This window comes from Pandoraea cepalis (assembly GCF_902459625.1).
Classification (GTDB): Bacteria; Pseudomonadota; Gammaproteobacteria; order Burkholderiales; family Burkholderiaceae; genus Pandoraea; species Pandoraea cepalis.
Genome location: NZ_CABPRY010000008.1, coordinates 78,484 through 100,707, shown reverse-complemented (window position 1 = coordinate 100,707; position 22,224 = coordinate 78,484). Strand labels below are relative to the sequence as shown.

At 63.4% G+C, this 22,224-nt stretch carries 17 protein-coding genes; 10 read left to right on the top strand and 7 right to left on the bottom strand.

Annotation, left to right across the window (positions count from 1 at the left end; translation table 11 throughout):
• The first annotated feature begins 68 nt into the window (after nt 1-68).
• The 6 genes from PCE31107_RS16745 to PCE31107_RS16720 all read left to right on the top strand — a co-directional run bounded on the left by PCE31107_RS16745 (nt 69) and on the right by PCE31107_RS16720 (nt 4,887).
• Entirely contained in the window at nt 69-941 is an 873-nt protein-coding gene (locus PCE31107_RS16745; protein ID WP_130026565.1) for an alpha/beta hydrolase, read from the top strand.
• A complete protein-coding gene (locus tag PCE31107_RS16740) occupies nt 938-1,858 on the top strand; it encodes a branched-chain amino acid ABC transporter permease (protein ID WP_017234233.1) in 921 nt (306 codons plus the stop codon). Before PCE31107_RS16745 ends, PCE31107_RS16740 begins: the two co-directional genes overlap by 4 nt.
• 8 nt (nt 1,859-1,866) lie before the next feature.
• Complete coding sequence (locus tag PCE31107_RS16735; protein ID WP_130026566.1) at nt 1,867-2,841, top strand: branched-chain amino acid ABC transporter permease; 975 nt, start codon at nt 1,867-1,869, stop codon at nt 2,839-2,841.
• A complete protein-coding gene (locus tag PCE31107_RS16730; protein ID WP_130026567.1) occupies nt 2,838-3,608 on the top strand; it encodes an ABC transporter ATP-binding protein in 771 nt (256 codons plus the stop codon). Before PCE31107_RS16735 ends, PCE31107_RS16730 begins: the two co-directional genes overlap by 4 nt.
• Entirely contained in the window at nt 3,605-4,315 is a 711-nt protein-coding gene (locus PCE31107_RS16725) for an ABC transporter ATP-binding protein (protein ID WP_130026568.1), read from the top strand. Before PCE31107_RS16730 ends, PCE31107_RS16725 begins: the two co-directional genes overlap by 4 nt.
• 212 nt (nt 4,316-4,527) lie before the next feature.
• Entirely contained in the window at nt 4,528-4,887 is a 360-nt protein-coding gene (locus PCE31107_RS16720; protein ID WP_130026569.1) for a helix-turn-helix domain-containing protein, read from the top strand.
• Between the two features lie 210 nt (nt 4,888-5,097).
• On the opposite strand, the gene PCE31107_RS16715 is transcribed toward PCE31107_RS16720, so the two are convergent.
• Entirely contained in the window at nt 5,098-6,054 is a 957-nt protein-coding gene (locus PCE31107_RS16715; RefSeq protein ID WP_130026570.1) for a LysR substrate-binding domain-containing protein, read from the bottom strand.
• An 11-nt stretch (nt 6,055-6,065) separates the two neighbouring features.
• On the bottom strand, nt 6,066-6,740 hold the full coding sequence (locus PCE31107_RS16710; protein ID WP_130026571.1) for a TetR/AcrR family transcriptional regulator: 675 nt from the start codon (nt 6,738-6,740) through the stop codon (nt 6,066-6,068).
• 765 nt (nt 6,741-7,505) lie between these two features.
• Between PCE31107_RS16710 and PCE31107_RS16705 the strand changes: the two genes are divergently transcribed.
• Nucleotides 7,506-7,772: a glycine zipper 2TM domain-containing protein gene (locus PCE31107_RS16705; protein ID WP_150609923.1), complete on the top strand. Its 267-nt coding sequence runs from the start codon at nt 7,506-7,508 to the stop codon at nt 7,770-7,772.
• Between the two features lie 99 nt (nt 7,773-7,871).
• Nucleotides 7,872-8,444, top strand: coding sequence for an EF-hand domain-containing protein (locus PCE31107_RS16700; protein WP_150609921.1), 573 nt, complete (start codon nt 7,872-7,874; stop codon nt 8,442-8,444).
• A 104-nt stretch (nt 8,445-8,548) separates the two neighbouring features.
• Here the strand turns inward: PCE31107_RS16700 and PCE31107_RS16695 are convergent, their stop codons facing one another.
• From PCE31107_RS16695 to PCE31107_RS16685, 3 genes are all read right to left on the bottom strand, one after another.
• A complete protein-coding gene (locus PCE31107_RS16695; protein WP_130026573.1) occupies nt 8,549-9,916 on the bottom strand; it encodes a DUF3100 domain-containing protein in 1,368 nt (455 codons plus the stop codon).
• 395 nt (nt 9,917-10,311) lie between these two features.
• Nucleotides 10,312-11,826 carry an aldehyde dehydrogenase family protein gene (locus PCE31107_RS16690; RefSeq protein ID WP_150609919.1) on the bottom strand — a complete coding sequence of 505 codons (1,515 nt, stop codon included), beginning with the start codon at nt 11,824-11,826 and terminating at the stop codon, nt 10,312-10,314.
• Between the two features lie 102 nt (nt 11,827-11,928).
• Entirely contained in the window at nt 11,929-12,903 is a 975-nt protein-coding gene (locus tag PCE31107_RS16685) for an NAD(P)-dependent oxidoreductase (RefSeq protein WP_281352580.1), read from the bottom strand.
• A gap of 82 nt (nt 12,904-12,985) precedes the next feature.
• Here PCE31107_RS16685 and PCE31107_RS16680 point away from each other — a divergent pair, with 82 nt between their 5' ends.
• On the top strand, nt 12,986-13,915 hold the full coding sequence (locus tag PCE31107_RS16680; protein ID WP_150609915.1) for a LysR family transcriptional regulator: 930 nt from the start codon (nt 12,986-12,988) through the stop codon (nt 13,913-13,915).
• 519 nt (nt 13,916-14,434) lie between these two features.
• Nucleotides 14,435-15,499, top strand: coding sequence for a porin (locus tag PCE31107_RS16675; protein WP_150553557.1), 1,065 nt, complete (start codon nt 14,435-14,437; stop codon nt 15,497-15,499).
• 231 nt (nt 15,500-15,730) lie between these two features.
• On the opposite strand, the gene PCE31107_RS16670 is transcribed toward PCE31107_RS16675, so the two are convergent.
• Nucleotides 15,731-17,716, bottom strand: coding sequence for an autotransporter outer membrane beta-barrel domain-containing protein (locus PCE31107_RS16670; RefSeq protein WP_150609913.1), 1,986 nt, complete (start codon nt 17,714-17,716; stop codon nt 15,731-15,733).
• Between the two features lie 572 nt (nt 17,717-18,288).
• The gene (locus PCE31107_RS16665) at nt 18,289-21,840 is read right to left on the bottom strand and encodes an autotransporter family protein (RefSeq protein WP_174966697.1); all 3,552 of its coding nucleotides are present in this window, start codon (nt 21,838-21,840) and stop codon (nt 18,289-18,291) included.
• Between the last annotated feature and the right edge of the window lie 384 nt (nt 21,841-22,224).

Here is a 22,224-nt window from a genome sequence, read left to right as displayed (position 1 = left end):
ACACCGCGATAGGCCGGCGGCACTGCAGGTGCACGACCCGAGCCGTACCTGAGCACGATCGAGGGTTTATGAAGCGCTACCGCAATTTCGACGAGGCCGAGCTGGACGTTCAGTACAACGCTCGCGCCACCACGCCCAACGTTCTCGACATCCTGACGCAGTACGCCACCGAGAGCGCGCACGCCCGCGCGACCACGCCCTGCGTCCTCGATGTCGCCTACGGAGATCACCCCGACGAGACGCTCGACATCTTCCCGTCGCCGGTCCCCGACGCCCCCGTCTTCTTCTTTGTTCACGGTGGCTACTGGCGCGCGCTCGGCAAGGACGATTCGAGCAACATGGCGCCCGCCTTCACACGCGCTGGCGCGACGGTCGTCACGATCAACTATTCGCTTGCGCCCGGCGCCTCGCTTGATACCATCGTCGACCAGACGCGCCGTGCATTGGCCTGGGTGTACCGTCACATTGGCGAACACCACGGCGACGCCCGCCGCATCCACGTGTGCGGCAGCTCGGCCGGCGGCCATCTCGTGGGCATGCTCCTCGCTCAGGGTTGGCACGCCGATTACGGCGTGCCCCACGACGTCATCGCCGGCGCCGCCCCGCTCTCCGGTCTGTTCGATCTCACGCCGATTCCGTTCACGCACATCAACGACTGGATGAAACTGTCCGCCGACGATGCGCATCGCAACAGCCCCCACTTCCATCTGCCCGCGCACGGCTGCCCGATCGTGGTGTCCTATGGCGAGAGCGAGACGGCGGAATTCAAGCGCCAGAGCGAGGACTATCTCGCGGCATGGCGCGCCCGTGGCTTCGCAGGCGATTACGTCCCGATGCCCGGCACCAATCACTTCGATATCGTGCTCACACTCAACGACACCGCCAGTCCGCTCACGCAAGCCATCTTTCGCCTGATGGGGCTACCCCGGGAGGCCACATGAGTCTGACGCTCTTCGTCATGCAGTGCCTGAACGGGCTGCAACTCGGGGTGCTGTTGTTTCTGATGGCCGCGGGGCTCACGCTGGTGTTCGGCATCATGAACTTCGTCAACCTCGCACACGGTTCGCTCTACATGATCGGGGCGTTCATCGCCGCCACCGTGTACAACCACACGGGATCATTCGCGCTCGCCGCGATCGCCATCGTTCCCGCAATGCTCGTGATCGGCCTGATCGTCGAATTCGTCGCGCTCAAGACGCTGTACGACCGCGATCACCTCGATCAGGTGCTGGCCACCTTCGGTCTGATCCTGTTCTTCAACGAGCTCGCGCGCATGATCTGGGGGCCGTCGCCGTATTACATGGAAGTGCCCGACTGGCTCGCCGGCACGGTGGATTTGTTCGGTCTCGCGTATCCGGCGTATCGCTTCCTGATCATCGTGGTGGGGCTGGCAGTGGCGCTGGGCTGTTATCTGCTGATTCACCGCACGCGCATCGGCATGCTGATCCGCGCCGGGTCGACCCATCGCCAGATGGTCGGCGCGCTCGGCGTGAACATCGTGCTGCTCAACTCGCTGCTGTTCGGACTGGGCGCGATTCTCGCCGGAATTGCCGGGCTCATGGCCGGCCCCATCCTGTCGGTACAGCCGGGCATGGGCGAGCCGATTCTGATCCTGACGATGGTCGTGATCGTGATCGGCGGCATCGGCTCGGTGCGCGGGGCATTTCTCGCGGCGCTGATCGTCGGCGTGGTCGACACCGTGGGACGCACTGCCCTGCCCACGCTGCTGCGCAGCCTCATGGAGCGCAGCACCGCCGACACCGCCGGGCCCGCGCTCGCTTCGATGCTCATCTACCTTGTCATGGCCGCCGTACTTGCCGTGCGTCCGCAAGGTCTCTTCCCGGTCAAACACGGTTGACGATGGAAATGAAACTCAATCTTCGCACCGCCGTGCCGCTGCTGTTGCTCGCCGTGCTGGCGTTGGTGCCCCTCTACGCGACGTTTGCCCAGCAACCGTTCTATCTCACCCTGTTCGGGCGCATCGTGGTGTTCGCCATCGCGGCCGTCTCGCTCGACCTGATCCTCGGCTACGGCGGCATGGTGAGTTTCGGCCACGCGCTGTATCTCGGGCTGGGTGCGTATGTCGTCGGCATCCTCAGCTATCATGGCATCGACAACGGCTTCCTCCATCTCGGGGTGACGCTGCTGCTGTGCGCCGTCGTCGGCGCCGTCACCGGCCTGCTCTCGCTGCGCACGACCGGCATCGCCTTCATCATGATCACGCTGGCGTTCGCCCAGATGTTCTACTTCCTCGCCGTCGGCCTGCGGCAATACGGCGGCGACGACGGCCTGCCAGTGGCCGCCGGCAGCCGCTTCGGCAGCATGACGCTCGACGACCCCGCCACGCTGTACTACGTGGCGTTCGCCGTGCTGTGCCTGTGCGTGTGGGCCGGTCGCCGGCTGGTCGATGCGCGCTTCGGCATGGTCATTCGCGGCTCGCGTCAGAACGATCGCCGCATGCGCGCGCTCGGCTATCCGACGCTGCGTTACAAGCTCGTGGCCTACGTCATCAGCGCCATGACCTGCGGCGTGGCGGGCATGCTCTACGCCAACCTCACGCACTTCGTCTCGCCCGCCTATATGGCGTGGACGGCGTCGGGCGAGCTGATCGTGATGGTCGTCCTCGGCGGGCTGGGATCGTTCTTCGGCCCGGTACTGGGCAGCGCCGCCATGCTGCTGATCGAGGAATGGCTCAAGGGCATGACGGAACACTGGATGATTATCTTCGGGCCGCTCATCGTCGTGGCGGTGCTGGTGTCGCGACGCGGCCTGTATGGCCTGCTCGGCGACCTGCAACTGCGGCTCGCCCGGCGCGCCCGCACCGTGGAGGGCAAGGCATGACGCTGCTTCGAGTCGACCAACTGGTCAAACGCTACGGCGGGCTGATCGCCACCGACCACTTTTGCCTGGATGTCGCGCCGGGGGAGCTGCACGCCATCATCGGCCCGAACGGCGCCGGCAAGAGCACGCTCATCGGCCAACTGGCCGGCGAGTTGCGCGCCGACGAAGGCAGCATTCATTTCGACGGACACGACATCACGGCCATGCCGATCGAGCAGCGCGCCCGCTCAGGGCTCGCGCGCTCGTACCAGATCACGTCGGTGTTTCGCGAATTCACCGCGCTGGAGAACGTGCTCGTGGCCGTGCAGGCGATGCAAGGCCATAGCTTCGGCTTCTGGCGACCCGCCATTCGCGAAGCGGCGCTCGTCGAACCGGCGCGCGAGATCCTGGCGCGCACCGGACTGGCCGCGCGCATGCACGTGCCCGCCAGCGCGCTTGCCCACGGCGAACATCGTCAGCTCGAACTGGCCATGGCGCTCGCGGGACGCCCGAAACTGCTGCTGCTCGACGAGCCGATGGCCGGCATGTCGCAGGCCGAGTCCGAACAGATGACGCATCTGCTTGCCGATCTCAAGGGCGATTACGCCATCGTGCTGGTGGAGCACGACATGGACGCCGTCTTCGCCCTGGCCGATCGCATCACCGTGCTCGTCTATGGGCGCGCCATCGCGTGCGGCAACGCCGACACGATCCGCAACGACGCGGGCGTGCGCGAAGCCTATCTCGGGGATGACACCCGCAACGAAATGCTGGGAGCGACCGCATGAGCCCCTTGTTGTCTTTGTCTGGCGTCGAGTCCTACTACGGCGCGAGTCAGGCGCTGTTCGGCATGCAACTCGACATCGAGCGCGGTGCATTCGTCACGTTGCTCGGCCGAAACGGCATGGGTAAGTCGACTACGGTCAAGTCGATGACGGGCCTCATGCGTCCTGCCCGTGGCGAAATCGTGTTCGACGGACAGCCGGTGCACGCCAGCCCGTCGCACCGTATCGCGCGCGCGGGCATGGGGCTCGTGCCGGAGGGACGCCAGATTTTCCCCACGCTGACAGTGCGCGAGAACCTCGTGGCCACCGCCAGCAATCGTCATGGTGCACGCTCGCCGTGGACACTGGAGCGCATCTACGCCCTGTTTCCGCGGCTGCGCGAACGCGAGAAAAACCTCGGCAGCAACCTCTCGGGCGGCGAGCAGCAGATGCTCGCGATCGGCCGCGCGCTGATGACGAATCCGAAATTACTCATTCTCGACGAAGCGACGGAGGGGCTGGCACCGCTCATTCGGGGTGAAATCTGGCAGTGCCTGAAGCAACTCAAAGGCAGCGGCCTGTCGATCCTGTGCATCGACAAGAACCTTGCACCGATGCTCGAACTCGGCGATCGCCACTACATCGTCGACAAAGGCCGCGTAGCTTGGCAAGGCGACTCGTCAAGCCTGCGTCGGGCGTTGCCGGAATTACAGGCTTACCTGGGCGTTTGAGGCGCGCGCCACGCTGCGTACCGCACCGTTTTGCGTACACTCTACGGCACCTCGTTTCGGCGGGGTGCTTAGTCCTCGATGGGTGTCATACGCGAAAATCCGGAGTGTTTTGTGAAAGCACCCAGTAGAACTCTGTGGTGCAATCGGTTCCGCTTGATTGACTTCGCAAGCGTGCTTATCCCTTCATTTAACACCGACACCCGGGTAGGACTATGGCTTACTCCAATACGCCTTCGAATCCCTTCCGCTGGCTGCTCTCTCAGGACACCGGTGCGCCACCGCCAGCCGAACCGGCGCACGTCAAGAACGGCCTTCCCGCGGATCTTCCGCTCAATATCAAGGAGCTGCCGCGCACACCGCTTCCGAAACTTGAAATCTATCCCGACGAATTGCTCGCCCTGCGCAAGCATCTCGGCATGTCGCGTAACGTCTTCGCTCACTACTTGCGTACGAATCCGCGTACGCTGGAGAACTGGGAGCAGGGTCGCGCGCGCCCCAATGCCCAGGCCGCCTGTCTCATTCGGCTCGTGCAACAGAACCCAGGGCTAGTCTCGTCGCTCGCACGTCTCTGACCCGCATTCGCACGACCGTCATCGCATCCGTGGTGGCTTCGCTGCAGGGTTTCGCAAGTGTCGCGATTGCATTCACGCCATTCGCCGCGCCGGCAGGTCGCGTTACGGTTGGGGCGCGTGGGCAGGTTCATGTGCCGGCCCATCGCAAAGGGCGGCACGCCGATAAACGGGCGTGCCGCCCTTCGTCTTGGCGACATCGGCAGGAAGGCGCTACGGCCTGAGGCCGCACGCTTCGCGAAGGCAGGCGACGAAGCGCTCACAAGCCGGGCTCGGTGGCCTGTCGGCACGTAGCGAATACCCCACATCGCCAAAGCTGCCGGGCATGGTATCGGCCAGCACCCGCAGCAATCCCGATTCCACGAACGGCGTGGCCGCCACACGCGGCATCAGCGCCACTCGCGGGGTCTCCAGCATCAAGCCGATGTTGGTGAGCACCGAGAGCGACTCGACGACGTCCTCGGGCAACGCCAGCCCCGCATCGTGGAAGAGCCGCTCGGCAGCGAGCCGCGACGGCGATTCCGGCACCGGTAGAATCCATGCCCCTTCACGCAACTGCGCAAGCGGCACGCGCGCCGGCCCCTGCGACCAGTGACGCGCCCCACCGACCACGCTGAGCGATTCGTTGAAGAGCACTTCGTGCGTCAGGGCGAAGGCGTTCGCGACAGGCAATGCCCGCTCGGGCAGACGGCCCACGACAATATCCAGGTCGCCGCTGGCCAGCGCGGGGAAGAGTTGCGCGGTCGTCGCTTCACGCACTGTGACCAGTACGCCCGGGGTCCGCGACTTGAGCATCGCGATCGTGCGCGGGAGAAGATCCGCGGCGGCCGAGATGAGCGTACCGACGATGACGTGTCCACTGGTACCCGCGCTGAACGCATTCACTTCGTCCGTGAGGTAGCGCAGCTCCGCCATCAGCGATTTCACGCGATGCCCGAGCAGTTCGCCCAGTTCGGTGGGCTGCATGCCGCGATTACTGCGTACGAAGAGCGGTCCTTCGAAACATGATTCCAGCTCGTGCACGATCTTGCTCACGGCCGGTTGTGTGAGACCGGTTTCGTTGGCGGCGCGCACGAGCGAGCCCGTCTCGAGCACGCGATCGAACACCTGAAGCTGGTGGAACTTGAGCTTTCGTCCGAGATTGAGGGAGGTCCAGGGCAGCGAGCGCATCGGCGTGCCGTTCAGGCCGCCGCCGCGGAGCCGGACGGCATCACCGCCCCCGCCCCCGGCACGCCCTGCGCCGCTGGCGCCACCGACGTAGCGGCGTCAGGCTCGGCAGGTTCGCCCGACAGGAATGCGACGACGTACTCCTCCAGCATCGCGGCGTCCGGCAGGGACGCCGGATTGACATGGTGGTTGACGAGGCATCCGTCGAAAGTCAGCACGAGCATCTCCACCAGACGCGCACGTCGCACGCTATCGCGCGCAAGGCTCGGTGCCGCTGCCGCCAGCATGTTCGACAGGTGCTCGCGAAACCAGCGCAGCAGCGATGCGTCGTACGGATCGCCCGGGCGGACGGTGGCCAGCGCCTGCACCAGGTTATGCGAGAACCCGTTGTCGAGTCTCGGCATCTTGACCAGCAGGCCGTCGAGCAGGGTGCGCATGCGGGCATGGGCGCCGTGTGCGGCCATCACCTCGGCTTCGAGCAAGGTAATGCGCGCCTTGAACCAGGTTTCGTAGACGCAGAAGAAGACCTGCAACTTCGCGGTGAAGTAGCTGTAGATGTTCGCGTGGGAAATGCCGGCACGCTTCGCGATCTGCACCATGGTAGTTTCGACATAGCCCTTGTCGAGAAACAGGGCATGCGATGCTTCCAGGATGGCCAGACGAATGTCTTCTTTCTTGACTTGTGGCATGGATAAGCTTGCACGGATAGGCCGAGCACCTCAATCGATTTGTCTCAACAATCGCTGAATTCAGTACCGAACTTCAGCGGGCACAGTATGCCAGCGCAAACGCAGCTTGCGGCGAAAACTAAGCGCAAACACCCCCCCGGACTTTCCCGATGGTTTCAACGCATTCAGCGCGAATTGCGATGACAGACATCGCGTAATACGCCGCGTAATACGCCGCGTAATCGGCTATTCCGCGCATTCCGCACCTTCCGGCATGAATGGCGGCTTTTTAAAGCGCCGGTCGAGATATTTCAAATTTGAAAAATTTCGGTGTCACGCTTTCGACAGCGCCGCTATACGGCGACATCCCCGGCGATGTCCTAGACGTCAACGAACATGAGCGATGGTGCATGCACCATGCTTCGCTGGCGTCGCTCCCCATTTGTTTGAGCGTCCACATTTTATTTCGCACTACGTTGTATATATCGATCGCACAGAAATCACCGAGACACCCGCACATTCCCGACCTTCACGCGCGACCGAGGGGCTTTACAAAGTCTTACAAGATCGCGCGATCCAAATACCGCAACTTGCGTCAAATCTAAATCAACCAACGCTGACGACAGGTGCCATGAAGACAGCGCAATACCGCATTGGACTGTGCATCGACAATCAATGGATCGTGTATCTAGCCTGCGCCGTCAGCGACTGCTGTTTTTGAACGGCAGGCGATGCCTGCGATTGCCCCCGGGGCCCGACGCCCCCTCTTTGAAGGAGTCATGCGTCATGAAAACTACACAACGATGGATCTCGCACCTCTCCCGTGTGTCGCGCTCGGCCGGCCCGGTGCTCGTGGGCGCCGCCTTGGTCGGCACGTTGGCGGGTTGCGGCGGCATGACGCCCCGCGAATCGCGTAATACGGCAGTTGGCGCCGGTGTCGGCGCCCTGGGTGGCGCCCTCATCTCCGGCGGCGACCTGGGCACGACCGTGGGAGGCGCCGTCGTCGGCGGCGTGATCGGCAATGTCATCACGGACGACCGCCGTCGCCGTTGATACCGCCCCCCCGTCATCGGGCGGCTCCCGTCTCGGCAGCGCATCGCGTCGCGTCGCGAGGCCGGCCGTCACTGTTCAACGAATCAGGAGAAGCGCGGCATGACATCTCAACAGACACCCCATCAACGTACGCTTCGAACCCTTGCGACACGACGTATGGCGCGCAGCACACTCGCCGTCGTCGCGCTTTGCGCCAGCGCCGCCGCCCTGTCGCTCGTCGCGCTGCCCGGCCACGCACAGACGCGGGCGCCGATGAACGGCGTCGTGCCGACGACACCTTCGGCGCCCATGCCTGCGCCGTCACCGGGCCCGGACTACGGCGACGCGTCGGATCAGAACGCAGCGCTCGGGCTGTACCTGCAACGCTCGTTCGACGCCATCGACACCAATCGCGATGGCAAGATCGACCGCAATGAATGGTCGGCCTATCAGCACAGCCAGTTGCAGGCGCGTCGCGCCACGTTCGAGCGCTATTTCAAGGCGGCGGACAAGGATGGCGACGGTTATCTAAGCCGCGGCGAAACGGCGGCCGCCGAGCCGTTCCTCGATCGGCATTTCGAGCTGATCGACGCCAATCGCGACGGCAAGCTCTCGCCCGCGGAGATTCGCGCTTACTTCCGCCGTTATTATCACGAGCGCGCGCAAGCCGACGCGGCGACCACGAAGCCCTGAGCCCCTCGTTCGGTAGCGCAAAAAAATACGCCACGGCATGCCGTGGCGTATTCGCTTTCGCGTCGTGCACGCGGCGTGTCGCCGCCGCGCACAACAGGCACGTATTACACGTGGAAGAACTCGGCGATGAGCGCAGCACCGAGGAACGTACCGGCATTCGCGAGGAACGACACGACCACGATGCGCCAGCCCAGGCGACGGAACGCCGGCACATCCTTGGCGACCGACAGACCGGCGTACGTCAGCATGGGCGTCACCAACGAGAGGAAGTTGATCTTGCCAGTGAACTGCTCGACGATCGGAGCGAACGGGAAGGCCGGCGACGTCAGGAACATCGCGATGAGCGACACCCAGCACACGGCGGGCACCTTGCGGCGCGTGACGTAGTACAGCGCCTCGCCCACGATCACGGCACCGATCATGATGACCATGCCCGGCACGCCGTCGAGGAACGGCGTCTTGAAGGCAATGGTGTTACCGACCAGCGCCAGCGCACCCGAGAACACCCAGGCGAACAAACGCGCACCGAAATTCATGTCGACGGTGTGCGCCGTGCTCGCTTCCTTGAGCTCCTTGGCGGCGTCGGCGTCGGCCACCGCAGCGGCTTCGGCGTTGGCGCGACCACGGCGGCTCATGCGTCCCAGCACCGGCTCCATCACGCGGTAGCCCCACACGGCGAGCGGCAGCGAGATGAACAGCGTGAAGTACGTGCCGATGGTCGTCGTGATCAGGTTCGATGCGGCGGCGAACGTGGCCACTTCCTTGGCGACTTCCGGCGTTTGCTGCGCGGCGATGGCGCCGGCGGCAGCGGCCATCATCGAACCCGAGCCCACGCCGGCGCCCATCGCGAGCGAGTGCGGGTGGAACAGATTCAGGCTGGCGATGAAGCCCGCGAACAGCGAGATGAACACTGCGCCGAACACGGTGCCCGTCAGGTACTCGGCCAGCACGCCACGGCCTTCCGGCGAATCGAAGCCGTACTTTTCACCGATGATGGCCAGGCTCGGCTCACGACCGACCGAGAACGTCGCGCCGATGGCCTCGCGCTTGATGCCGAGCATCAGCGCGACCGGCAAGCCCAGGATGATCGTACCCACGAAATGGCCGAACTCCTGGAACACGAGCGCCCAACCGGCGGCCACGAGTTTGGGCAGCGAGCCCCCCACGAGCAGCCCGAGCTTGGCCACGAAGAGCAGCAGCGCCGGTTGCAGAATGGCGGACGCCTTGTGTTGCATCGGCAGGTTGATCTGCGCAAAACGCGGCAGACGCGCTTGCGACAAACCCAACGCCGCGCCGAGCAACAACGCCCAGACCATCGGCAACAACACGATCTTGCCGTGCCCCGCATTGATGCTGATCGCCCCGATCAGCTCCGCGATGACGAGAATCACGATTGCCCAAATATATAGGCGCACGCCATCGCTGAAGGCGCCCCCTTGCGGTTGGCCCGCGCTTTTTTCCATGACTGCCATCTGGGTCTCCCCTGCACTTGCTATTGAACCGGTTCGGTGCCGTCCGGTGACCCGGAAGGTGTACGAACATTTCGGTGGTTAAGGAAATTCGGCACGCCATCCGTCCGGTCCCCAGACCGTCGGACTTCCCCATGACGCCTGACGGCTCGCCAGGTTGGCACGCCTCGGTGACAGCAACAGCGTTCCGCGCCGAACCACCCGAGGGCGGCATTATACGCGGCCAAAATGGCCGTTTCGGCCCCGAATCTCACGGGCTGAAACGGCTCCGTAGCGAGCGGCGTCTCACGACCGTCGCCCCGGTCCAGCGCGCCCCCGTCGATGCGACGCCCCCGACGGCTGAACGCATGACGACCCCCCTCCCCGCCGGATGGCCCTACGCTCGCCGCGGACCGGCATCAGACGTAGCCGAACGGCGTGGTGGGGTTCGCCGCGGTCTCGACCCACACGCTCTTCGTCTGCGTGTACTCATACAGCGCTTCCATGCCGCTGGAGCGACCGTAACCGCTATGGTGGTAGCCACCGAACGGCGACGCCACGTTGATCGTCTTGTAGCCGTTGATCCAGAAGGTGCCGGCATTGACCTGCGCCGCCACACGGTGCGCGCGCGCAACATCCTGCGTCCATACCGCACCGGCCAGGCCGAACTCGCTGTCATTGGCGATCGCCAGCGCCTCTTCCTCCGTGTCGAAGGGGATCGCCACGACCACCGGGCCGAAGATTTCGGTACGCGCCACGCCCATCGCATTGGTCGCGTCGGCCAGCACCGTGGGGCGCACGAAGAAGCCGCCGTCGCCGCGCTGCTGCGAGCCGGCCGCCAGACGTGCACCGCCCGCGACGCCCGCGTCGATCATGTTCATCACGTGCTGATATTGGGTGCGGTTGCAGATCGGACCGACTTCGGTCGTCTCGTCGAGCGGCTCGCCCACGCGGATCTTCTCTGCGCCGCGCGCGAGCATGTCGACCATCTCGTCGTACACGCCGCGCTGCACCAGCAGGCGCGAGCCGGCCACACAGCTCTGGCCTGCGCTTGAGAAGATGGCGGCCTGGGCGCCGAGGCAGGCGCGCTTCAGGTCGGCATCGTTGAACACGATATTCGCGGACTTGCCACCCAGTTCCAGCACGCTTGGCAGCAGGCGCTGCGCGGCGGCCGCGGCGATCTTGCTGCCCGTGGCGGGCGAGCCGACGAACACCACTTTCTTGACGACCGGATGCGAGATCGCCGCCTGACCGGTGGTGTGTCCGAAGCCGGCGAGCACGTTGATGAGACCGCGCGGCACGCCCGCCTGCTCGGCCAGTTCGGCCACCACCAGTGAGCTGGCCGGGGTCAGTTCCGACGGCTTGAGCAGTACGCCGTTGCCCATGGCGATCGCTGGGGCGAGTTGCCAGCCGCACGTAAAGACCGGGGCGTTCCACGGCGTGATCTGCAACACCACGCCCATCGCTTCGCGACGCGTGTAGTTCAGGTGCGTGCTCGGCACGGGGATGACATCGCCATAGAACTTGTCGGTCCAGCCCGCGTAGTACTCGAACATCTCGGCGACCTTGGCGACTTCACCGCGACAGTCGCGAATCGGCTTGCCCGCGCCAATCGATTCGAGTTGCGCGAGCGCTTCGGCGTTTTCGCGGATCTTGCTGCCGACGGCCTGCATCACGCGACCGCGCGCCGCATGGGTCAGCGACCACCAGGTTTTCTGCGCGGCTTGCGCGGCGTGGGCCGCCTGGGCCACGACGGCGGCACCGGCGTCGCGATACGTCAATACCGTCTGGCCGGTGGCCGGGTTCACGATCTCGATGTTCGCGTCACCCGTGCCTTCGAGCAGTTCGCCGTTCACGAACGAGCCGAGGGTGGTGGCCTTGGGGAAGAACTTTGCGAATGCGCCGAGCAAGGCGGCGGCTTGTGAGTCTGCCATGAGAACACTCCGTGCGACGCGCCGCATCGGGCGCATCGTTTCGTCAAACAAAAATGGAAAATCGAACGACCCGGCGTAACGCCGGCGCGGGCTGACGCGCGATCACGCCCGGCCCGGCTCGATGAACTGGACGATGCGATTGAAGTCCTCGTCATCGCCTACCGTTGCCGCGCTTGCGGCCCACAGACGACCGACTTCGGCCGAGAGCGGTCCCGTGGCGAGCGTGCCCGTCTGCTCGGCGAGCGCCATCGCAAGACGCACGTCCTTGCGCATGAGCTTCATCGTGAAACCGGAGTCGAACGCGTTGTTGAGGATCCACGTCGGGTAATTGGTCTGCGTGACGCCACTGCGGCCCGAGCCGGCATTCAGACCCTCCAGCACTTGCGCCGGCGCCACGCCGGCGGCTTCGGCCAGGCGCATCGCTTCGCCCGCCACGACCAGGTGCGCCGCGCACATCAGGTTGTTGATCAGCTTGGTCACGTGACCGGCGCCCACGTCGCCGATATGCACGCGCTTGGCCGACATGACGGCGAGCACCGGTTCGATCCGCGCGATGTCCGCCACCGAACCGCCCAGCACCATTGTGAGCGCGCCGTTCAGGGCGCCCTTCGGGCCGCCGGAGACCGGGGCGTCGACCAGTGCGATGCCCTTCTCGCGCAGCGTGGCAGCCAGTCCACGCGTGCTTGCCGGATCGGCCGTCGAGGTGTCGACGACGATCAGGCCTTCGCGACCGTTCGCGGCAATCCCATCGGCGCCATTCACCACGGCCTCGACGACCTGCGAGGTCGGCAGCGACAGCACGAGGGCGTCGGCCTCGCGGGCCAGTTCGGCAACCGAAGCCCGCAGTCCGATGCCCGCGTCGGCCAAGGCGCGACCGGCGGCCGGCGACGGATCGAAGCCGAGCACCGTGAAACCGCCGCGCTGCAACGACAGCGCCATGCCGCGTCCCATGTTGCCCAGTCCGACCACTCCGATGATTTTCATGTTGACTCCAGATTGACTGCGAGGATGACGTCTCCCCCTTGGGCGACATCGCGTTGCTTCGTCAGCCGAACGTGCCGGCCAACGCTTGGGAATTGATTGGCAGTGTGGGATGAAAAAAATCGACGCTCAATGACAACGCTTGAAGATTTTTGTTCTAAAAATTAGTCTTTAGGGTATGACACCTACCATCAACGAAAACCGACTGTTGTATTTGTTTGAAGCCGTCCAGTGCGGCACCGTGCGCGCCGCGGCGGACAGACTGGACATTGCCCCTTCGGCCGTCAGCCGTCAGATCGCCTTGCTGGAGGCCGAAATGGCGCTGCCGTTGATCGAACGTCACAAACGCGGCGTCCACCTGACGCAGGCCGGTCGGCTGCTCATGGAGTACTACCGGGAACAGCGCGCGCACCAGGAGGACTTGCTTGCCAAGCTGCAGGAGGTGCGGGGGTTGCGGCGCGGGCATATCCGGCTGGCGGTCGGCGAGGGCTTCGTCAGCGATCTGATGGGCGCGCCGCTGCAGTACTTCTGCAAGCGCTATCCGGACATCACGCTCACGCTCGATCTGGCGGGCACCAACGAAGTCATGCGGCTGGTCGCGGAAGACGATGCGGATATCGGGCTGGTCTATAACCCTCCGATCGAACCCAAGATCGTGTCGCGCGCGCAGATGCGCCAACCGGTGCACGCGATCGTCGCGCCCGACTCGCCGCTCGTCGACCGGTGTCGCGCGGCCGGGGGGCTCAAGCTCGACGCGCTCTACGACGTGCCGCTCGCCCTTATGCATGGGGCGTATGGCACCCGCCAGTTGATGGCGCTGGCCGAGCAGTCGGAAAAGTATCGGCTGACGCCCGCGGTCACGACCAACTCGATTTCCGTGCTCAAGCATTTCGTGCGCGCCGGACTGGGCGCCACGTTCCTGCCCGCGTTTGCCGTGTCGCAGGAGATCGAGGCCGGCGAGCTGCGCGCGCTGCCGATCGATCACCCGATTCTCGATCAGGCCGAAGCGCATCTCGTCACGCGCACCGGCCGCCGGCTGTCCGGCGCGGCCAACCGCCTGCTGACCCATCTGGAGAGCAAGATGGAAGCGTTCGGCGCCCCGGACTGACGAAAACGGCCAACGTCGCCGGGCGCGGATTGGGTCGACGCGTCGCCCGATTTCGGTTGCTGGCACGCAACAATCGTCGTACTAAGCCTTTCCCCGATGTTGCACGCGGGGGAATTCGTCTATAAATGAAGCCATCCGGGCGATAATGGCTCGATGCGTCGCAGTCCATGACATGCGACGCATCGCGTGCCGCCTCGCCAGCCGAATCCGGTCGTATGGCCGCGTGTGCGCCTGTCTGGGCGTCACACCGCCGCCGACCCTACGCCAGTGGACTGCCATGACGATGATCTCTGACAACCAGAGCGTGACGGCATCACTCGCAACCGCCCGCATTCCCCCATGCGGCGCCCGTTGCCCAGGCGTGTCCGCTTCCCGATGCTTTGTGACTCGTAACGAATTTTCAGGCTTTTCAAGCTTTTCCGACGACATCTCGTGTTGTCTTCGCTTGGACGCTGTGCGACGACGACGGTCATAACCGCGCAAGAAGGTGCGGGGCAAAACGCAACTGGGGAGCAGACCATGAAAAAGAAGCTCATCGCAGCGAGCCTGCTTTGCAGCATCGGCACGTTTGCGCACGCGCAGTCGAGCGTGCAACTTTATGGCCGCGTCGATGGCGGCTTTCAGTTCATGAATCACCTTCAGGACGGCAACGGCGGCACCGTCTCGCGCTGGAGCGCGCAAGGCGGCGACTACGGCACGAGCCTGTTCGGCCTGCGCGGCTATGAGGATCTCGGGCAAGGATTGCATGCGGTATTCAACCTGGAAGGCGGCTTCCAGTTGATGAACGGCTTCAACAACAATGGCGCGGGTTCGATCTTCGACCGGCGCGCGCTGGTCGGCTTCAACTCCCGCTCGTGGGGGCAACTGACGATCGGGCGAAATCTGTTCATCAGCAACGGGGTCTGGGACTTCGATCCGTTCCAGCAGCAAGCCTTCTCCTCGGCGTCGCTCGTGCGCGGGCGTAACTGGCCGCAGGCGAGCAACACCGTCAACTACCAGAGCCCGAACTGGTATGGCTTCGACGTGGCGGGCCAATACGCGTTCTCCAACATCGCCGGGCAGTTCAACAACGGGCGCGGCATGGGGGCCCAGTTGACCTACACACATGACCGGTTCCAGTTGCGCGCGTTATATGACGAAATTCGCGATAGCACCGGACGCTTTACCGACGTCTTCGCCACGTCGCGCGAGTACTTCGCCGGCGCGAACGTGTTCCTCAACCGCTTCACGATTTCGCTCGGCTACACGCATATGTCCGCCCCGGACGCCCCGTCGCCCGACTTCGCCACACGCGCCGACCATTACTGGGCCGGCGTCAGGTATCAAGCCACGCAGGTCTGGGCGGCCAATGCCGCGATCTATCACGTCAACGTGCCGGGGGGCTTCGGCAACGCCACGATGTTCGAAGTCGGCACGACATACAGCCTCTCTAAGCGCACGTTCCTGTATGGCACCCTCGCCTTCGTGAAGAACAGCTCGAACCAGAACTTCTCGGTGGCGGCCATTCCGAGCGACTCGCTCGACAATCCGCCCGCAGGGAAGAGTCAGACCGGTGCCTATATCGGGGTGTCGCACTCGTTCTGATCGGGTCGTGCGAACGGAACGCGCGAAAGCAGCGCACGAACGCAAGACGAAAAAAAGCCGTCCGGCGCATTGCCGGACGGCTTTTCTTTGACGGCATGGACAAAACTTACTGCGATCACTACTGCCGTTACTTCTGCGATTGCTGCCGATACGTCACGGACTGCTGCTACTGCTACTGCGACTACCTCGCGAAGTGGGCGCCGAACGTGCCGGCACCCGCTCACCTCTGGATTACCAGACGTACTTGAGCGAGCCGGCCACGCCGGCTTGCGTTTGACCCTGACGCAGGCTGCCGTTCACGCCACCGCGCAGCGAGAGCTTCTTGCCGAACTTTACGTCGACACCGGCTTCCGCGCTCACGATATCGCGGCCGAGCTTGTGGCCCGTGACCGTCATCGTGCCGGCGTTCGCCGCGTTGGCGAGGGCAACGTCCATCGACGGTGCCGCATGCGCCAGCTCACGCTCATAGGCAATGCGCAGCGACGGCGTGATGCTGTGCGACTCGTCGCCGAATTCCTTCCACAGGCGGGCGCCGATGCCCACACGGGCCGAGTTGAACTGGCTGCCGTCGACCTTGAGGCCCGCCTCGCCTTGCTCGGTGAACCCCTTGACCGACGTGTTCGACACCTTGAGCGTGACGCTCGGGTCGATGTTCACGGCGCGGGTGACGATATGCTTGCCGAACTGCGCAAAGCCACCGATGGTCGTGGCGCTCGTCTTGCCGGAGAGGCCGTAGACCTCGCCGCCGAGCTTGGCCGTGCGCTGGCTCTTGATGCTGTGTGCGCTATACGACACGCCGCCGTTCGCAAACCAGCCGTCGACTTCGTGGGCGCCATACAGACCGACGCTGTATGTGCTGACCTTCGACGAAGCGTTCTGGCTGTGCTCGCCGTTGGCGTCGACACTGGCATCCGCGTAGCCGACGGCCACACCGATACGCGTGTTGTTCTTCTTGGCGTCGATCCCCGCGACCATCCCGGCACCGCGCATCGAGAAGCCGGCAACATCGCCGCGCGCCTGGCCGGTCGTCTGACCGCCCATGGCTTGTGCCCAAGTGGAGATGCCGCTCGTCGCCGAGGCGATGTCCGTGGGCTGCATGAACGCATCGTCGCCCGACAGGCGGTCTTGCATGCCCTTACGGAACAGATCGGCGTTCTGCTGTGCCGCGTTGGCCATCTGCGTCAGCACGACGCCGGAGGCCATGGCCTGGACGGCCGGGTCGACCTGTGGCTGTTCAAGGACCGCTTCGGCAGTCGGATTCTCACGCGCATCGGCATTTTCGTCGGCATCTGCATCGCCAGATTCGGGGGTGGATACTTCCGACGCCGTATCCGCCTCGGTTTCCCCATCCGTGCTCACATCGCCGCCATTCGTATCGTCCACACCCGATTCAGTCGGCTTGGTGACCTCGGCGACCGTCTCGCCACTGGTGTCTTTGTTGCCAGCGTTCACATCCGTCATGCTCGTTTCGGTTTGCTCGGTAGCCTCACCCGTGCCTTTGTTGCCCGCGTTCGTATCCGTGCCGCCCGTTTCGGTCGGGTCGGTAACCGTCGGCACACTCACGTCGCCCGTCTCACCTGTTGGGTTTTCTTCAGAAGCACTGTCCCGCAGGGACTGAATTGTCTCCGCTCTGAATTGCGCGGTGTCTTTCTGCTTCGTGTAGGCCAATGCCTCACGAAGCGTTGCATTCGCCGCCTCGGCAAGACGCTGCGTCTTTTGGTGCTTTTCGTCCGCAAGACGGCCCTGTGCCGACGTCAAGGCGGTGTCCGCGGCAACCTTCGCAGCCTGTGCGTCGAGGAGCCTTTGCGGCGACGTAACGTTCCGCTCCCAGAAGCTCAGTCCTGCCACCACTTCGGCCAAACCCTCGCTCGCGGTGTCGGATCGAGTTTGCATCGTCGTGACGTCCCGATTGGCTTGGGCGACACGCTTGCGTTGCTCGTCGAGCAAACGACTCGCGGCCGCGCGGTCTGCACGTGACGCAACGAAGTCCGGTGTCACGAATCGCTGAGCAACATTGGCAAATCGCGTTCGCTTCTTCTCATCGACACTCACTTCATCAATGACTTCCGCCACCGCATTGCTGGGAGCGGCGAGACCGCCCGTCAATGCCAGCGCTGCCGCACCCGCCATTGCGGTGCGTCGCAGGCGGAGCGTCAGTCCGTCCGTCGAAACGTTGTGATCCGTTTGTGCTGCGGCGTTGATACGATTCGCTTTCATGTTCTACGTCCCTCTTCAATTCGTGATTGGCAATGTCGAATGCCAATCCGCAAGTTGCGTTGCATTCGATGAGTGACACGAATCTTAGGACGTGATTAACGTATTAACGGTCTTTGAACCGGGGCATTGGGAATTTACTCACCCAAAACCCCAGCCTTGGGACATATCCCACGAAAATCATAGTGAAAATCCCTACCGACACCATTTCAATACCAATAATCCGCCAACATTTCGATACATTCCGAGCCTTTATCCCTCACAACATGGGAAGCAACAGGAGGTCACCGGCAGCGCGAAGTGCGCATGGAATTCGCCGGATCGACCCACACGGCAGCGAATGATCGGCGCATCAATCGGCCCACCAATCGGCGCACTTTTTTAACGGTTTTATCTCCGCTTTCAGAAGGCGTCGCCCAATAACAAGACCCCCGTTACCGATAAGTAACGGGGGTCTCGACCCAATGGCATGAAGCCTTAGGCGCACCGATCATGACGATTCCGTGCGCCATGCAGATCACTTTGGGAAGTGATCCATGCTTTCCCCTTGCGAGGAAAGCGTCCTGCCGACCGCCTTAGAAGCGATACTTCGCCGAGATACCGCCACCCAGCGCGCTTTCGCCCTTGCGTACGCTGACGTTACCGCCCAAGCGCACTTCCAGTTGCTTCTTGATCTGCATGTCCACGCCCAGGTCCGCCGTGAAGATATCGCGGCCCAGCTTCGGACCCTTCACCGTGAACTGGCTCGGCGCACCGTAGATCGCATTCGTCAGGCTGCTCTGCGTGTTGCCGAACTCGTGCTCGTACGACAGGCGCAGCGACGGGGCCACCTTGCCGCCCGCGATGCTCGCCACTTCGCTCCACAGACGCACGCCCACCACACCGCGCGTCGACGTCTGCGACTGCGAACCCACCTTCAGGCCGTCGGTACCTTGCCCATCACGGTTCGTCTCGTCGAACGCATTGAGTCGCGTCGATGCCACGCGCACGCCCACCGACGGATCGATGTTCACGCCCGACACGCCGAAGCGCTTGCCCACTTCACCGAACATGCCGAACGTCTGACCGCTCGTCTTGCCCGACAGACGCGCCGACGCGTTACGCGCCGCCACCGTGCGATCCGTCTTCACGCTGTGATTCGTGTACGACACACCGCCGTTGACGAACCAGTTCGTCGCCGCCAGGTGCGAACCGTACAGACCCACGCTCACGCTGTTGACCTTCGACTCGCCCGGCATGCCCTTCGCCTTCGACTCCTGGTTGCCCAGGCCCACCGAAGCGCCTACCAGCGTGTTCTGAGCCACGCGCTTGTCGATACCGATCGCACCGTCCAGGCCCTTCACTTCGAACGACATGCCGTCGCCGCGCTGGCTGGCGTTACCGCCCTTGAACGAAGCCCAACCGGCAATGCCGTTGTCCGACGCCATCGCGCCGTTGGCCGTCGTGTCGTCGAACATCGAACCACCCGCGATCATGCGCGTTTGCATGCCGCGCTGGAACGACGTGGCCGAACCTTGAGCGGCCGTGGCGTTGTTCACCAGCGATTCGCCCGAGAGCAGACGCGCCGAGCGACGTTGCTCGTCCGAGCCGGCCGTTTGCAGCGCCATGGCCGAAAGCACCTTGCCGCCGATCTTGCCCGAGGCCAGATCGCCCAACGCCACGCCGTCGACCGACGCCAGCACCGCTTGCTCGTTGGCCGAGTAACCGCCGTCGGCTGCCAGGAATTTGACGAGATTCTTTTCCGTGATCTTCGTCTCGATGCCCGGTTCGATCGCCGGGTCCTTCGGATCCTTTGTCGTCGGCTCCGGTTGCTTGCCGCCAGTGATACTACCCACGGTCACTTCCCCGCCGAGCACTGCGGCGTCTTCTTCGGAAGTCACCACTTGGAAGTTGCCCAGGAGATCGCTGACTTCAATGTCATCGGCCACCGCAACTTCGAGTTTCGTATTGCTGAAGTCACCGATTTGCGTGACGTGAATCTGGCCACCAACGATCTCACCCTCGACCTTCTCGACGCGCGACTTGATCTTCGCGCCCGCTTCCGAGCTATACGTTTGCACCGTCAGCTTGTTGGTGTCGAGATGCAGTGCACCCGCGTTCTTCACGTGGGTGACGCCGCTGACGTCGGTGCTCAGGGCAACGGTACCGGTCTTCGCAATGCTCAGGGTGCCGGCACCCAAGGCGTTGGCATGCGCGGCCGTCAACGTGCCGGCCTCGATCTCCATGCGCTTGATCGCACTTTGGTCGTTGGTCAGCGTCAGGTTGCCGCTGCCCACCTTAACCACTTGCAGGTCGATGGGTTGAGGGGCCGTCTGGTCCGCTGGCTCGCTCAGCGCTGCGGCCGCCAGCGCCAGTGGCTTTTCATTCGTGCCCTGCGTCGCGACCGTAGTTTCCGCGCCATCCGTCGCCTCGTCGCCGGCGTCGACCTTGACCTTGGCCTTGACGCTCAGAATCCGACCGTCGAAAACGTCGTCCTGATTCAGTGCGCCGAGGCGAATGGTGGTCTCGCCCGCAATGACATCACCGCGACCCGCCAGCGAACCGATGGTGACCGATTTGATCGCAGGATCGCTCGGCTCTGCGCCGGGAAGTTCAATGCCCGATACGTCCAGAGCACCACCCGCGAGATGGATCGTCGCCCCCCCGGCGAGCGTAGCGCCGGACATCGTGACGTCACCGGCGTTGGTCAGCTTCATGTTCTCGAGCTTCGTATCGACGATGTCCAGTGCCGCACCCTCAAGGTTGACGACTTCGGCGTTCCCCCCCTCGGACTGATTGATGATCGTCGTTTTGCCGGCATTCATTAATGCCAGATTCTCGAGCTTCGATTTGTCGAAAGATGCGACACCGAAATTGAGCACCGTGGCATCGCCCGTCGAGGCTTCGCTGACCGTCAGCTTCCCGGCTGCGACAGCGGCAAGCTGGGATTTCGGATCGGCTTTCAAGGCCGCAGTGACGTCGCCGTCGGTCACTTCCATGCCGACGGTGATCTTGCTGTTGCCCGCATTGGCATTCTTGCCGAACGTCAGTTCTCCGCCGTCGTTGAGCGCAATCGTTGCCGAGCCGGCGCTGGTGCCTTCATTGAACTGGATCTTTCCGCCTGCACCGGTCGCCGACAGCGTGACGTTGTCGGCCTTGATACCCCCGGTCTGGTTCGCCGCCTGTTCAGCAAAGCTCAGCGTGCCTCCCGCCCCGACGGAAATGGACAGATCGCCCGCCCCCTCGATGGCACGATGAACGGTCAGTGCCTTGCCCGCGACGAGAACGTCATGATCGGCACCTTCGGCCACGTAGAGCGTACCGACGTCCCGCGTGGCGCCCGTCAGTCCATGGATGGCATCCGACGACTTGCCGGCCGCGCTCGTGATTTCGAGCGTGGTGTCGGCCATCATGGCGGCATGCGTATCGGTCGCCGCATCGGCGGCCATGAAGTTGGTCAGATGCTTGTCGTGCCAAGTCAAACGCGCACCGTGCGTCTCGGCGTTCGGCGTGGTCGCATCCAGTTGACGCGTGTTCTTGAGCGCGGTTAGCGCCGCTTCAGTCGTTGCACCTTGCACGCGGGCGTTCTTCAGCGCCCACAAATCAGCCGAACGCTGCAGCGGCGTGACGGCATCGGCACTCACTTTGGCAAAAGCCACGTGCTTCCTGATCTCGGCCTCGAGCGCGTCGTACGCCTCGGCTTGCGCTACACGGGTTGCCTGCCTGGCACCATCGATCTTCGTCTTCAGCGCCGCGAGCTCTGCTTTTTTCGCCACTCCGTCAGACGAAATGGAAGCGTCGTCCGTTTTGGCAAGAATGGAACCCACTGAAGCACTCACAAATTCAAGTGCCAAGCCCCTATCGCCGCGCTTACCCTCGGAATCCATGACATCGATGGCGGCTTCCATTTGCTCTGCCATTCGTTTCGCAAATTTCTGCGTTGCAATGGCCTTTTGGAGATCCGACGCCACCGCGTTGGCACTTGTTTCTATTTCTTTAAGCCGAGCGGTTTGCTCCTTCTGCCATTGCGCCGGTTCCGATTGTGCCACCGCGTACGCTGGCAGCGCTGCCGCCGTCACCACGGCCGCGACGGCCATGCAAATCTTCGTCTGACGCAGGGCGCTCGACTTCGGATGGTTCTTCTGCATTCGATAATCCATTAATTAATTCGTGAAAAGTGACGAATCGCTCCATCACGCTCCAGACACGGCACGACGACCTGCGTCAAGGCTCACGAAGTCTAAAAGCCGGACTATCGAAATCGATTCAAAAGCATTCCGTTTTGATACTTAACCCAAGACATTCATCAAAGATTAAATTGGGATAAATATTTAAATTAAAAAAATAAACCAGCGCGAATATCCCAATAATTGCCGACATCTCGCCAGCAATCTCCCAATCACCCGAAAACTGAGGCACGCAAACAACGGGCATCTGAGGAAAGTGCGCCAATTCCCAGCGGAAAATTTCTGTCCGGCGTCATGCGATTCCCGCCGCATTCCGGTGACCTGATGCGCACTGGATGCGTCCAT